The organism is Pseudoalteromonas sp. T1lg22, from assembly GCF_002964645.1.
GTDB lineage: Bacteria > Pseudomonadota > Gammaproteobacteria > Enterobacterales > Alteromonadaceae > Pseudoalteromonas.
In genome coordinates, this window is the sequence record NZ_PQBY01000017.1 from 80,403 (window position 1) to 93,858 (window position 13,456).

At 46.9% G+C, this 13,456-nt stretch carries 20 protein-coding genes; 19 read left to right on the forward strand and 1 reads right to left on the reverse strand.

Annotation, left to right across the window (positions count from 1 at the left end; translation table 11 throughout):
* Positions 1 to 38: 38 nt before the first annotated feature.
* Positions 39 to 1,205, reverse strand: coding sequence for a hypothetical protein (locus C2M24_RS12820; RefSeq protein ID WP_105215375.1), 1,167 nt, complete (start codon positions 1,203 to 1,205; stop codon positions 39 to 41).
* A 305-nt stretch (positions 1,206 to 1,510) separates the two neighbouring features.
* Between C2M24_RS12820 and C2M24_RS12825 the strand changes: the two genes are divergently transcribed.
* From C2M24_RS12825 to rplQ, 19 genes are all read left to right on the forward strand, one after another.
* Positions 1,511 to 2,071: an acyloxyacyl hydrolase gene (locus C2M24_RS12825; protein WP_105215377.1), complete on the forward strand. Its 561-nt coding sequence runs from the start codon at positions 1,511 to 1,513 to the stop codon at positions 2,069 to 2,071.
* Between the two features lie 109 nt (positions 2,072 to 2,180).
* Positions 2,181 to 4,127 (forward strand): AsmA family protein, encoded by a 1,947-nt coding sequence (locus tag C2M24_RS12830; protein WP_105215379.1) that lies wholly within the window; start codon positions 2,181 to 2,183, stop codon positions 4,125 to 4,127.
* A 329-nt stretch (positions 4,128 to 4,456) separates the two neighbouring features.
* Positions 4,457 to 4,825, forward strand: a complete 369-nt coding sequence (gene rplN, locus C2M24_RS12835) for a 50S ribosomal protein L14 (protein WP_105189441.1) — start codon at positions 4,457 to 4,459, stop codon at positions 4,823 to 4,825.
* A 10-nt stretch (positions 4,826 to 4,835) separates the two neighbouring features.
* Positions 4,836 to 5,150: a 50S ribosomal protein L24 gene (rplX, locus tag C2M24_RS12840; protein WP_105189440.1), complete on the forward strand. Its 315-nt coding sequence runs from the start codon at positions 4,836 to 4,838 to the stop codon at positions 5,148 to 5,150.
* 15 nt (positions 5,151 to 5,165) lie between these two features.
* The gene (gene rplE, locus C2M24_RS12845; RefSeq protein WP_105189439.1) at positions 5,166 to 5,705 is read left to right on the forward strand and encodes a 50S ribosomal protein L5; all 540 of its coding nucleotides are present in this window, start codon (positions 5,166 to 5,168) and stop codon (positions 5,703 to 5,705) included.
* A gap of 10 nt (positions 5,706 to 5,715) precedes the next feature.
* Complete coding sequence (rpsN, locus tag C2M24_RS12850) at positions 5,716 to 6,021, forward strand: 30S ribosomal protein S14 (RefSeq protein WP_105200323.1); 306 nt, start codon at positions 5,716 to 5,718, stop codon at positions 6,019 to 6,021.
* Between the two features lie 21 nt (positions 6,022 to 6,042).
* Positions 6,043 to 6,435, forward strand: a complete 393-nt coding sequence (gene rpsH / locus C2M24_RS12855; protein ID WP_105189437.1) for a 30S ribosomal protein S8 — start codon at positions 6,043 to 6,045, stop codon at positions 6,433 to 6,435.
* A 12-nt stretch (positions 6,436 to 6,447) separates the two neighbouring features.
* Complete coding sequence (rplF, locus tag C2M24_RS12860; RefSeq protein WP_105200322.1) at positions 6,448 to 6,981, forward strand: 50S ribosomal protein L6; 534 nt, start codon at positions 6,448 to 6,450, stop codon at positions 6,979 to 6,981.
* Positions 6,982 to 6,990: 9 nt separating this feature from the next.
* The gene (gene rplR, locus C2M24_RS12865; protein WP_105200321.1) at positions 6,991 to 7,344 is read left to right on the forward strand and encodes a 50S ribosomal protein L18; all 354 of its coding nucleotides are present in this window, start codon (positions 6,991 to 6,993) and stop codon (positions 7,342 to 7,344) included.
* Positions 7,345 to 7,353: 9 nt separating this feature from the next.
* Positions 7,354 to 7,860 carry a 30S ribosomal protein S5 gene (gene rpsE, locus C2M24_RS12870; protein ID WP_105200320.1) on the forward strand — a complete coding sequence of 169 codons (507 nt, stop codon included), beginning with the start codon at positions 7,354 to 7,356 and terminating at the stop codon, positions 7,858 to 7,860.
* 6 nt (positions 7,861 to 7,866) lie between these two features.
* The gene (rpmD, locus tag C2M24_RS12875; protein ID WP_105189433.1) at positions 7,867 to 8,046 is read left to right on the forward strand and encodes a 50S ribosomal protein L30; all 180 of its coding nucleotides are present in this window, start codon (positions 7,867 to 7,869) and stop codon (positions 8,044 to 8,046) included.
* Between the two features lie 4 nt (positions 8,047 to 8,050).
* On the forward strand, positions 8,051 to 8,485 hold the full coding sequence (gene rplO / locus C2M24_RS12880) for a 50S ribosomal protein L15 (RefSeq protein WP_105200319.1): 435 nt from the start codon (positions 8,051 to 8,053) through the stop codon (positions 8,483 to 8,485).
* 11 nt (positions 8,486 to 8,496) lie between these two features.
* Positions 8,497 to 9,825, forward strand: coding sequence for a preprotein translocase subunit SecY (secY, locus tag C2M24_RS12885; RefSeq protein WP_105189431.1), 1,329 nt, complete (start codon positions 8,497 to 8,499; stop codon positions 9,823 to 9,825).
* A 21-nt stretch (positions 9,826 to 9,846) separates the two neighbouring features.
* Positions 9,847 to 9,960: a 50S ribosomal protein L36 gene (gene rpmJ, locus C2M24_RS12890; protein ID WP_002959476.1), complete on the forward strand. Its 114-nt coding sequence runs from the start codon at positions 9,847 to 9,849 to the stop codon at positions 9,958 to 9,960.
* A 128-nt stretch (positions 9,961 to 10,088) separates the two neighbouring features.
* Positions 10,089 to 10,445, forward strand: a complete 357-nt coding sequence (gene rpsM / locus C2M24_RS12895) for a 30S ribosomal protein S13 (RefSeq protein WP_105200318.1) — start codon at positions 10,089 to 10,091, stop codon at positions 10,443 to 10,445.
* Positions 10,446 to 10,458: 13 nt separating this feature from the next.
* Positions 10,459 to 10,845: a 30S ribosomal protein S11 gene (rpsK, locus tag C2M24_RS12900; protein WP_022943956.1), complete on the forward strand. Its 387-nt coding sequence runs from the start codon at positions 10,459 to 10,461 to the stop codon at positions 10,843 to 10,845.
* Positions 10,846 to 10,866: 21 nt separating this feature from the next.
* Complete coding sequence (gene rpsD, locus C2M24_RS12905; RefSeq protein WP_105200317.1) at positions 10,867 to 11,487, forward strand: 30S ribosomal protein S4; 621 nt, start codon at positions 10,867 to 10,869, stop codon at positions 11,485 to 11,487.
* A gap of 24 nt (positions 11,488 to 11,511) precedes the next feature.
* Positions 11,512 to 12,498, forward strand: coding sequence for a DNA-directed RNA polymerase subunit alpha (locus tag C2M24_RS12910; RefSeq protein WP_105189428.1), 987 nt, complete (start codon positions 11,512 to 11,514; stop codon positions 12,496 to 12,498).
* A 40-nt stretch (positions 12,499 to 12,538) separates the two neighbouring features.
* On the forward strand, positions 12,539 to 12,940 hold the full coding sequence (rplQ, locus tag C2M24_RS12915) for a 50S ribosomal protein L17 (protein ID WP_105200316.1): 402 nt from the start codon (positions 12,539 to 12,541) through the stop codon (positions 12,938 to 12,940).
* Positions 12,941 to 13,456: the final 516 nt, after the last annotated feature.

Below are 13,456 nucleotides of genomic sequence, written 5' to 3' on the forward strand. Positions count from 1 at the left end.
AAAAAGCGCCAGTCGGCGCCCCGACAAAAAGTTACAGATTACCCAAAAATAGCCCGCATCAAGCTAATGGTATCCGCAACACTGCGACCTTTTTCCACTTCACTGATAATCGAATCACGTTTTGCGCGAATATGCTCGGGAATGCCTTCTTCGGCCAGGGCGCGGTCAACCAGCAGGGCTGCCGATTCCTTGGAGCGCTTTCTCGCCGTGCTGTTGGCGCTGGCCGGGCTCGCCTTAGGCTTGTGTAACAGCTTAAAGTAGTTGGATTGCTCCATGGCGTTTTTATCAAAGTAGTAGAACAGACACGGAAGCAGGGCCTTAATATCCACTAAGCGCTGTTCCTGCTCGTTATCCCCTTGCGCCATGGCGAACCATGGCTGGCGGGCCAGGGTGCAAACTATGTCTTGCCAGTAGCGCTCAAAGTCGCGGTTGTTCAGTCTGGCAATATTCAATGCCGCGCATAGGGTATCGCTTTTGGCATTGGTAATGGGGGTGAACACATCGGGACGGCGCATCGCCAATAGGCGGGTGGCCGGGGCCAGGGTTGGCTTGTCATCGCTGCCGCTAAAGAGTTGCAGGTACGCAAGCACAAAGGCTTGGTAGTGCTCTAGGTTCACCTCGTCGGTGAGGGGGATATGTGCCAGTGCCGCCTCGACCGCCTGCGGTTGGTCGTCAAGAATTTGCGCAAAGGCCTTGTTGTTTTTGATGCCGGCAAAGAACTCCACATCGAAGCGATACACAGCCGGGTCGTGAGCGGCGGTGTGCTTGCCGATAAAGGCCAAGCGGTCTTCCTTGCTCATTTCCTGTAATGGCGTGCTTTTAATGCTGGCAATATGCTCGGCCAAGCTCAGGTGCTCAGCCAGCAATACACCTTCTTTATTTTGTTCAAGGTAGGCGCAGATCACCGGCCAAGGGGCAATACGCAGGGTTTTTAGCTGTAAAAAGCTAATCGCGTCCTTAAGTTGGGCTTGTAGTTTTTTCACCGTGGGCAGCTGCGTTGGCTCAAGCAAATCAAAGTTCAGGCGTTCGGTGGTCACATCAAGCAGCTCGTAGGCCCAGCCGAGAAAGTCTTCAGGGTGGTGCTCTACTTTGACCGCCATCAGGTTAAGGCTGATGTCCGCTGCCTGTTTGAGGATATTCTGATAAATCTGACTTTCTTGTTCTGCCAGCGCCATTTTAGATGGCGAGATAAGCAACTTCTTCATGCTAGGTACTACGCTCCGCTTGATACATTACAGCCCCGACCGAGTCTGTTGAGCCAGCGGGGCTGTGCATCATACTGAGATTGAGTTTTGTTGCAATATTGACATTCGCCTATTTATTTCGATGCTCTTAGCCGCGACTTCGCATTCGTAGCTAAGGAGTGGCCAACGCCATTTTTACAAAGCAATCACACCTGCGAGCCTCTAGGTTGCCGGTTAATATTTTTCCTTTATGTTTCTTGTGGATAGCAACTGCGTTATTCTTGCCACGAAACAACTACTTCGATTCAAAGGTGTGCAGAAGTCTCATGCTCATAGCCGCGGTTAACAACTCTTGGGCAAAACCAGCCTCGACTCTTTTCATATCAACGTTTGCTTTATTGGCCCAATTTTATAGTCCGCAAGTCGCAGCAGATGAGGTGGCAATTTACCTTGGTTATACATTGGGTGCGAATGATGATGATCGCATAACGGCCATTTCATACAGCTTAGAGAGCGAGCCATCTTTTACCTGGTTTGATGGTGTTGCATTCACTTATGGCGAGTTTAATGGCTTAGACAAGCATTATGGTTGGAATGAGTTCGATGATGTGCCCTATTTTTCAGCGGGCTTATATTGGCATCTATTGCAAGGGCAGCAAACCAGGCTTACTTTTGAGTTCGCCCCCACCTATGTAGACGGTAATTACTATTATGCTCACTATGTAGGAAGCCGCTGGCATTTTACATCCAGTCTTAGTTACACCTACTTTATTGCTCAGAGCGACGTGTTTACATCACTGCGCTACCAGCATACCTCTAACGGGGGGATTGAACCGCCGAACCCCGGGGTGGATGGCCTAGGTTTGCAACTTGGCTATCGTTGGTAAGCGGGAGCAGGCAGCTATCATCATATATTCATCCATCTCGACTACAATTACACTTTTATAGCCAATAGGTTATGCTACTAGTGTTGTCTCAAAAGGAACGAGGTTAAGCATGAAAACCCTTGCCAAGGTATTAGGTATTATTATTGTCGTGATCATCGGCTTGTTGATCGCGATTCCATTTTTTATTCCGGTCGATGCCATCTTTACTAAGGTGTCCGAGCAGGTGGAGAAAACCACCGGCCGTACTTTGACCATTGCCGGTGATAAAAACTTAGCGATTTTCCCGTCGCTACGCCTGGAGCTCAATGATGTCAGCTTTAGCAACATGGCCGACGGCTCACGCGCCAACATGGCGACCATGAAGCAGCTGGATATTCATATTCCCTGGATGTCGCTGTTCTCCGGTGAGGTAAAGCTGGATAAGTTCGTTATTCGCGAACCGGATGTCTTGCTGGAGACCAATGCTCAGGGCAAGGGCAACTGGCAGTTGTTTGACAAGGTGGCCGAGCAGCAACCTGAGCAAACCAAGTCTGGACAGGTTAGTCTTCCTGAAAACTTCGATATCGAACTCGGTGAAGTCGCCATCTATGGCGGTCAATTTACCTACCTCGATGGCCAAACCGGTGCCAAGCAGCAAATTTCCGACCTGGAACTGGCGGTGTTATTGCAATCACTGCGTAAACCGCTGGAGCTGAAAGGTGGCATTACCTATATGGCGCAGCGCTTTAACCTGGATGTGGTGGTCGATAACCCTATTAAAGCCATTGAAGGACGCCCGTTTGCGGTAACTAAAACCGTCGAGTCGGATTTGGTTAATGTTGAATTTAAGGGGCAAATCGCCGATCAAGGTCAAAATATTAGCGGTACTTTGCATCTTGATGGCGACTCGGTAAAAGACATCGCCAAGTGGCAGGGTGTTGAGCTTGATGCCAAGGATAACGCCTTTAATGCCTTCAGTGTTGATGGCAGCATGCAGATGCAAGGTCAGTCCTTGACCATTAATAAGCTAGTGGCCAAGCTTGATGAGCTTGCCATCGAGGGTATGAGTACCATCAACCTGGGTGAGCGTTTGGCGATTAATGCCAATGTTGACCTCGGCATGTTGGACCTAAACCCGTATCTACCCGAGCCGACAGAGACTCCTGCCGAAAAGCCGGCCGATGATGCCAAGGGCGATGCCAAGGCCGAGCCAATCGTCTGGGATGACACCAAGATGGACCTGTCAGCTCTTAATAGCCTGGATGCCAACGTGGTGGTGCGTTCAAGCGGCTTAAAGGCACGCGACATTACCCTAGGGGAAAACCAGTTCACCTTGAAACTACAAAATGCCGTGGCGAATTTAAGCATGGATAAGTTTGTGGCCTATGAAGGTCAGGGTAAAGGTACTGTGATGCTTAATGCCAAACAGGCGCCGTATCAAATCAATACTAATTTCAGTCTGGCAGGTATCAATGCCGAACCGCTGCTAACCGATGCAGCCAAGTTCGATAAGCTGATGGGCAAGGGCTCTATTGATTGGCAGTTGAGCACACGGGGCCAAAGCCAAAAAGACTTTGTGAATGCCTTAGCGGGTAAACTGAGCTTTAACTTTGCCGACGGTGCAGTGAAAGGGGCCAACGTGGCTGAGCTGGTGCGTAAGGCCAAGGAGCTGATCAAGGGTAACACCGCAGCGCTGGCCGATGGTTTAAATACCGGCTATGACGAGTCGCAAAAAACAGACTTTACCGCGCTAACGGGTAGCATGACGTTTACCAATGGTGTGGGCACTAACTCAGACCTGTCTTTGCAGAGCCCGCTTGTTCGTATCTCGGGTGAGGGTGAGGTGGATTTACCGGCGACCGAAGTGAACTATCGTTTAGTTACCGGTATCGTCGATTCCATCGAAGGTCAGGGCACCACGGATGACAGCACAGGCTTTAAAATTCCGATGCGTATTAAGGGCCCATTCCACGATGTGGGCATTAAGCTAGACGTGGCCGATGCGGCCAAGGAAGAAGCCAAAGAAAAAGTTAAAGACAAGGTAAAAGATAAGCTCAAGGGCTTGTTTGGTGGTTAATTGACCCCATATAGAAATTTAGCAACAGGGCGCTTTATGCGCCCTGTTTGTTTTGTAAGCAATTGAACCTTGGGGCAATTGAATGACTAGTAGGGGAAAAGGCCCGCTTAAGGGCATTTATCGCAGGCGAATATGCGTGTAGATACAGCCCCTTGGTCGGGAAATTAATTAAAAATTAGCCTACCTTTTGCGCGCCATTACTGATACAATTGCCCGCCCTCAGCAGTCATACAGCATAAAAGTTGCCTGATTATTGAGCGGATAAAATATTTAATGCCTTAATTTTTAAAGAGATTTAGGCTGTTTGTAACTACACCGGAGCATCTAAAATGATCCAAATGCAAACTCAGCTGGACGTTGCTGATAACAGCGGCGCTCGCAAAGTGCAGTGTATTAAAGTCCTTGGCGGTTCACACCGTCGTTACGCATCGGTTGGTGACATCATTAAGGTTTCTGTTAAAGAAGCTATTCCTCGCGGTAAAGTGAAGAAAGGTGATGTTAAAAACGCAGTAGTTGTGCGTACCAAAAAAGGCGTTCGTCGTCCAGACGGTTCTTTGATCCGTTTCGATAGCAATGCTGCAGTTATCCTTAACGATAACCTTCAGCCAATCGGAACTCGTATCTTCGGCCCTGTGACTCGTGAACTTCGTACTGAAAAGTTCATGAAGATCGTTTCACTAGCACCAGAAGTACTATAAGGAGTCGATCATGGCAGCAAAAATCCGTCGTGATGACGAAGTAATCGTACTAGCCGGTAAAGACAAAGGTAAGCGCGGTAAAGTGCTTTCAGTTGTAACTGAAACTGGTCGAGTATTTGTTGAAGGCGTAAACCTTATCAAGAAGCACCAAAAGCCTGTTCCTCAGTTGAACCAAGCTGGCGGTATTGTTGAGAAAGAAGCGTCTATCGACGTATCAAACGTTGCGATCTACAACTCGGAAACGGGTAAAGCAGATCGTGTGGGTTTCAAGTTTGAAGATGGCAAGAAAGTGCGTATCTTCAAATCTACTGGTAAAACTATTTAATAGTTGGAGTAGAAGATGGCGAAACTGCATGAAGTATACAAAGACAAAGTAGTAGCAGAACTTCAACAGAAGTTTGGTTACAGCTCTGTCATGCAAGTCCCTCAGATCGAAAAGATCACATTAAACATGGGTGTGGGCGAAGCCCTAGCTGATAAGAAAATTCTAGAAAACGCTGTTGCGGACCTAGAAGCAATCTCTGGTCAGAAGCCTCTAATCACTAAAGCTCGCAAGTCAGTTGCAGGCTTTAAGATCCGTGAAGGCTACCCAATTGGTTGTAAAGTAACCCTACGTGGCGAGCGTATGTGGGACTTCTTTGAGCGTTTGGTTTCAATCGCTATCCCGCGTATTCGCGATTTCCGTGGTGTAAGCGCTAAGTCTTTTGACGGTCGCGGTAACTACAGCATGGGCGTACGTGAGCAAATCATCTTCCCAGAAATTGATTATGATAAAGTAGATCGCGTTCGTGGTCTTGATATCACTATCACTACTTCTGCGAAAACGAATGATGAAGGCCGTGCGTTGTTAGAAGCGTTTAACTTCCCATTCAAGAAATAAGGGTAGGGTTATGGCAAAGAATTCAATGAAAGCGCGCGAAGCAAAGCGCACTAAATTAGTAGCACAGTACGCTGAAAAGCGTGCGGCACTTAAAGCTATCATCAGCGATGTTAACACATCAGATGAAGAGCGTTGGGACGCGGTTCTGAAACTTCAGAGTCTACCGCGTGATTCTAGCCCTGCACGTCAACGTAATCGTTGTAACATCACGGGCCGCCCACATGGTTACCTTCGCAAGTTCGGCCTAAGCCGTATCAAATTACGCGAAGCTGCTATGCGCGGTGAAGTTCCTGGCCTTAAAAAGGCTAGTTGGTAATAGAATCACGGGAGTAAGACTATGAGCTTGCAAGATCCTATTGCGGATTTGTTCACACGTATCCGTAACGGCCAGACTGCGAAGAAGGTTTCTGTTTCAATGCCATCTTCAAAGCTGAAAGTAGCAGTTGCTAAAGTGCTAACTGATGAAGGTTATGTATCTGGTTACTCTGTAACTGAAGGTGCTAAGCCTGAGCTTGCTATCGAACTTAAGTACTTCGAAGGCAAAGCTGTAATCGAAAATATCCAGCGTGTTAGTCGCCCTGGTCTACGCATCTATAAGAAGCGTGACGAATTACCTAAGGTAATGGGTGGTCTAGGTATCGCTATCGTATCAACTTCTAAAGGCCTAATGACTGACCGTGCTGCACGTAGTGCTGGCGTTGGCGGTGAAATCATTGGCTTTGTAGCGTAATCGGAGGGGACTATGTCGCGTATAGCAAAGGCACCTATTAATGTTCCTGCCGGTGTAGAAATCACGCTAAAAGGCCAGGATATCACAGTTAAAGGTAAGAACGGCGAACTTAGCCGTACGATCCACGAGGCTGTTGAAGTTTCATTCGAAGAGAACGTAATCAAAACGAACCCAGTTGAAGGCGTTGCTAACGCTTGGGCTCAAGCTGGTACTGCTCGTGCACTTATCAACAACATGATTGTTGGTGTAAACGACGGTTACGAGAAGAAGCTACAACTTGTTGGTGTTGGTTACCGTGCTGCGGTAAAGGGTAACGTACTAGATCTAACTCTAGGTTTCTCACACCCAGTAAACTTCGAGATCCCAGCGGGCGTCACTATTGAAGCTCCAAGTCAAACTGAGATCGTTGTTAAGGGCGCAGACAAGCAGCTAGTTGGTCAAACTGCTGCGAACATTCGTTCATACCGTGAGCCAGAGCCTTATAAAGGTAAAGGTGTACGTTATGCTGACGAACACGTGCGTCGTAAAGAGGCTAAGAAGAAGTAAGGTAAGACGATGGATAAGAAAACAGCTCGTCTACGTCGTGCTAAGCGCACCCGTAGAAATTTTATTGAACAAGGCAAAACTCGTCTTGTTATCCACCGCACGCCACGTCACATTTACGCTCAGGTAATTAGCCCTGAGGGTACTGTACTGGCTGCTGCTTCTACTGTTGAAAAAGCAATTGCTGAAACAGTTAAAGGCACAGGCAACATCGAAGCTGCGCAAGCAGTGGGTAAAGCAGTTGCTGAACGTGCGGCTGAAAAAGGCGTTAGCGCAAGCATCGCTTTTGACCGCAGTGGCTTTAAATATCACGGCCGTGTGAAGGCGCTTGCTGATGCAGCGCGTGAAGCCGGTTTGCAATTCTAGGAGTAGACAATGGCTAACGTAGAAGCAAAGCAACAACAGCCTGATTTGGCTGAAAAGCTAATCGCGGTAAACCGTGTGTCTAAAGTGGTTAAAGGTGGTCGTATCTTTAGCTTCACTGCACTAACAGTAGTTGGTGACGGCGCAGGTAAAGTAGGTTTTGGTTATGGTAAAGCACGTGAAGTTCCTGCTGCTATTCAAAAAGCAATGGAAAAAGCACGTCGCAACATGATCAACGTAGACCTTAAAGGTAATACACTTCAGCACCCTATCAAGGGTCGTCACGCTGGTTCTAAAGTGTACATGCAGCCTGCATCTGAAGGTACAGGTATCATCGCCGGTGGTGCGATGCGTGCAGTACTAGAAGTAGCTGGTGTACAGAACGTATTATCAAAGGCTTACGGTTCGACTAACCCGATCAACGTTGTTCGCGCAACAATTTCTGCTCTTGAGAACATGAAATCTCCAGAAGCAATTGCTGCGAAACGTGGTCTTAACGTTGAAGAGATTTTGGGGTAAGACACCATGGCAAACACAGTAAAAGTAACTCAAGTACGTAGCTCTATCGGTCGTTTACCGAAGCATAAAGCTACATTACGTGGCCTTGGTTTACGTCGTATCAACCACACTGTAGAGCTAGAAGATACGCCTTCAGTACGTGGTATGATCAACCAAGTTTCTTACATGGTTAAGGTTGAGGGGTAATTCGATGAACTTGAATACACTTTCTCCTGCTGCGGGTTCTAAAACACCTAAGAAACGTCTTGGTCGTGGTATTGGTTCTGGTCTAGGTAAAACTGGTGGCCGTGGTCACAAAGGTCAGAAATCACGTTCAGGCGGTAAAGTACGCGTTGGTTTTGAAGGCGGTCAAATGCCTATGCAACGTCGTCTACCTAAGTTTGGTTTCACTTCACGTAAGTCGCTTGCGTCTACTGAAGTAAATCTATTCGAAATCGCTAAAGTTGAAGGCGATGTGGTAGATCTAAACGCGTTACAAGCAGCTGGTCTGGTTAAGAAGAACATCCAGTTCGTTAAAGTAGTTAAATCTGGCGAAGTTTCTCGCGCGGTTACCGTTAAAGGTCTTAAAGTGACTCAAGGTGCTCGTGCGGCGATTGAAGCTGCCGGAGGCAAGGTAGAAGAGTAAGGAAGTACTTTATGGCTAAACCAGGTCAAAATATGCAAAGTGCACAAAGTGGGCTTGCGGAGTTGAAGCGTCGTTTACTATTTGTTCTCGGAGCTATCATCATTTACCGTCTAGGTTCATTCGTGCCGATCCCTGGGATTGACGCCGCTGTACTTGCCGAATTCTTCGAGCAACAAAAGGGCACCATTGTTGAGATGTTCAACATGTTCAGTGGTGGTGCGCTTGAGCGTGCTTCAGTGCTTGCACTGGGTATTATGCCGTACATCTCGGCCTCGATTATCATGCAACTATTAACGCATATACATCCTGCGATGATAGAGCTGAAAAAAGAGGGTGAGGCTGGGCGTAAGAAAATTAGCCAGTACACGCGTTATGGTACGCTCGTGCTTGCTACATTCCAATCAATCGGTATTGCTACTGGCTTACCGAACATGATGGAAGGGTTAGTTGTTAACCCTGGCTTTGGTTTCTATTTCACCGCTGTGGTGAGCTTAGTAACCGGCTGTATGTTCCTCATGTGGTTGGGCGAACAAATTACAGAACGTGGTATCGGTAACGGTATCTCAGTGCTGATTTTTGTTGGTATCGTAGCTAACCTGCCGTCTGCTATTGGTTCGACAGCCGAAATGGCGCGCCAAGGTGAATTGAACATTTTGGTACTGGTATTGATTGCGGTAATCGTATTTGCCGTTACTTACTTGGTGGTTTTCTTTGAACGTGGTCAACGTCGTATCGTTGTTAACTACGCGAAGCGCCAACAAGGTCGTCAGGTGTACGCTGCTCAAAGCACACACTTGCCGTTAAAAGTGAATATGGCTGGGGTTATTCCACCAATCTTTGCTAGTAGTATCATTCTGTTCCCTGGTACAATTGCAAGCTGGTTCGGCCAGGGTGAAGGTCCTGTAGCTGACGTGTTACAAGCTATCTCAACAGCGTTGACCCCAGGTCAGCCTCTGTATGCGATGGTCTTGGCAGCGGCTATTATCTTTTTCTGCTTTTTCTATACTGCGTTGGTGTTCAACCCGCGTGAAACTGCAGATAACCTGAAAAAATCTGGTGCATTTATTCCAGGTATTCGTCCAGGTGAGCAGACATCGAAATACATTGATAAAGTAATGACACGCCTGACATTGGCAGGTGCCTTGTATATTACCTTTATCTGTCTGGTGCCCGAGTTTATGACCATGGCATGGCAAACGCCATTCTACTTCGGCGGTACATCAATTTTGATTATCGTTGTTGTGATCATGGACTTTATGGCACAAGTACAGACCCATCTGATGTCACATCAGTATGATTCTGTGCTGAAAAAAGCGAACCTTAAAGGCTACGGCCGCTAAGGTCTGTTACGGAGTTGAGTAATGAAAGTACGTGCTTCCGTTAAGAAAATCTGCCGTAACTGCAAAGTAATCAAGCGTGCTGGTGTAGTACGCGTGATCTGCAGTGAGCCTAAGCACAAGCAAAGGCAAGGCTAATTAAACAGTCATGCAGGCTGAGTATCCTACTCGGCCTGTGTTTTTAATATTGGTTTGGTTATCGCTTGAGTATCCTTACGGGCTTTTCAAGAAGATGATTACCAAACTTTAAAATAGGAGATGTGTTAGTGGCCCGTATAGCTGGCATTAACGTTCCTGACCATAAGCATGCAGTTATTGGTTTAACAGCAATTTATGGTGTAGGTAAAACTCGCGCTAAGGCGATCTTAGCTGCGACTGGTATCGCCGAAACCACAAAAATCGGTGAACTTTCAGACGAAACACTTGACGTACTTCGTGAAGAAGTTGGCAAGTACACTGTTGAAGGTGATCTTCGTCGTGAAGTTACTTTGAACATCAAGCGTCTTATGGACCTTGGTTGCTTCCGTGGCTTACGTCACCGTCGTTCGCTTCCACTTCGTGGTCAGCGTACTAAGACTAACGCGCGTACTCGTAAGGGTCCTCGCAAGCCTATCAAGAAATAAGGTGGGGTAAGTTATGGCTAAAGCACCAATTCGTCGTAAGAAGGTAAAAAAGCAAGTTGCTGATGGTATGGCTCACGTTCATGCTTCTTTCAACAACACTATTGTTACTATTACAGACCGTCAAGGTAATGCACTATCATGGGCAACTGCCGGTGGTTCAGGTTTCCGTGGTTCACGTAAATCTACTCCATTCGCTGCTCAGGTAGCTGCAGAGCGTGCAGGTACTGCTGCTCAAGAATACGGTTTAAAGAACCTAGAAGTTTTCATTAAAGGTCCAGGTCCAGGCCGTGAGTCTGCTGTACGTGCATTGAACGCTGCTGGTTTCCGTATCACCAACATCACTGACGTGACGCCAATCCCTCATAACGGTTGTCGTCCACCGAAGAAACGTCGCGTATAACAATAGGTTAGGAGAAAGAACATGGCAAGATATTTGGGCCCTAAGCTCAAGCTAAGTCGTCGTGAAGGTACTGACCTGTTCCTTAAGAGCGGCGTACGAGCTATCGACTCTAAGTGTAAGCTAGAGAACGCACCTGGTCAGCACGGCGCCCGTAAAGGTCGTCTATCTGACTACGGTCTACAGCTACGTGAAAAGCAAAAGGTTCGTCGTATGTACGGCATCCTTGAGAAGCAATTCCGTAACTACTACAAAGAAGCTGCTCGCCTTAAAGGCAACACAGGTGAAAACCTACTTCAGCTTCTAGAGCAACGTCTAGACAATGTTGTATATCGCATGGGTTTTGCAAGCACACGTGCTGAAGCACGTCAGCTAGTAAGCCACAAAGCGGTTATGGTTAATGGTCGTGTTGTTAACATTCCTTCTTTCAACGTTTCTCCTGAAGACCAGGTAGAAATCCGTGAGAAGTCTAAGAAACAAGCGCGTATCGTAGCAGCTCTAGAATTGGCTGAGCAACGTGAAAAGCCAACTTGGGTTGAAGTTGACGGTAAGAAAATGGAAGGTACTTTCAAGCGCCTACCTGAGCGTTCTGATCTGTCTGCGGACATTAACGAACAACTAATCGTCGAACTTTACTCGAAGTAAAGTTAAGAGTTAAGAGAGGATAAAATGCAGGGTTCTGTAACCGAATTCCTAAAACCAAGGTTAGTCGATATCGACGCTATCAACCCGACTCGTTCAAAAGTGGTTCTTGAGCCGCTTGAGCGTGGTTTTGGTCACACTCTAGGAAACGCACTACGTCGTATTCTGTTGTCATCTATGCCTGGATGTGCAGTTACTGAGGTAGAAATTGATGGCGTTTTACATGAGTACAGCGCGAAAGAAGGCGTACAAGAAGACATCATTGAAATCCTGCTAAACCTGAAAGGGTTGGCGGTAAATATCGAAGGCAAAGATGAAGTTTTTCTGACCCTGACTAAATCTGGTGTAGGCCCTGTGACTGCGGCAGATATTCAGCACGATGGCGACGTAACAATCGCTAACCCTGATCACGTAATTTGTCACCTAACGACAAATAACAGCGAGATCAGCATGCGTATTCGTGTTGAGCGTGGTCGTGGTTATGTACCAGCGTCTAGCCGCGTATCCTCTGAAGACGATGAGCGTCCAATCGGCCGTCTGTTGCTTGATGCATCATTCAGTCCGGTTGAGCGTATTGCGTACTCGGTTGAATCAGCACGTGTTGAACAACGTACTGACTTAGACAAGCTAATCATTGATATGGAAACGAACGGCACTTTAGATCCTGAAGAAGCGATCCGCCGTGCGTCAACTATTCTTGCTGAGCAATTAGAAGCATTCGTAGACTTACGTGATGTTTCTGAGCCAGAAGAGAAAGAAGAGAAGCCAGAATTCGATCCTATTCTGCTTCGTCCAGTTGATGATCTTGAGCTAACAGTTCGTTCAGCAAACTGCTTGAAAGCCGAGCAAATTCAATATATCGGTGATTTAGTACAGCGTACCGAAGTTGAGCTTCTTAAGACACCTAACTTAGGTAAGAAGTCTCTAACTGAGATCAAAGACGTGCTTGCATCACGTGGTCTTTCTCTGGGCATGCGCCTAGAAAACTGGCCGCCAGCAAGCCTAGCTGAGTAATCTAGATCACTATATTTAGTTTAGTTAGAAGGATAGGGTCATGCGCCATCGTAAGAGTGGTCGTCAATTAAACCGTAACAGCAGCCATCGCAAAGCGATGTTCAGCAATATGGCTGGTTCTTTGGTGAAGCACGAAATCATCAAAACAACATTGCCTAAAGCGAAAGAGCTGCGCCGTGTAATTGAACCTTTAATCACACTGGCTAAGACTGATAGCGTTGCAAACCGCCGTTTAGCGTTTGCTCGCACGCGTGATAAAGAAGTTGTTGGTAAGTTGTTCAGCGAGATTGGTCCTCGCTACGAAAGCCGTCCTGGTGGCTACACTCGTATTTTGAAGTGTGGTTTCCGTGCTGGCGACAATGCACCAATGGCTTACATTGAACTAGTAGATCGCCCAGTTGCGACTGAAGAAGTTCAAGAAGACGCGCAGTCTGCAGAGTAAGTCTTAAAAAGACACAAAAAGCCGAGCTTATGCTCGGCTTTTTCTTTATATGGCCAAAATAAAACGTTTCCCTCTTCTATATATAGCTATTTGGCTACTCCTTTCTCTATATAAAACAAGCTAAATGTAACCAAATAGATCTAAAACAGATCTTTAACTGTTAAATACATCGGTTTTAGTTTCTTTTTTGCGCAAACGATCCGTTTTTCGCAATTTTCTTAAAAAAAGGGGTTGCGTCGAAATCGAATCTCCCTATAATGCGACCCCACTGAGACGGCAGGCAGCAACGCATAGCGAGGCGCTAGCGGCTCAGGGAGTCAAGTAAAACTGAGTTTTAAGAAACTTTAAACTTTCTCAAAATTAAGTGTTGACAACAAATCAGGGTTGAGTAGAATGCACAGCCCTCGAGACGCGAAAGCAACTCGAAACGTTCTTTAAAAATATGAAGCAATCATCTGTGTGGGCACTCGTACAGATTGAGTTCTAACAGCAGATTCTAGTTCGCTAGATGACGCA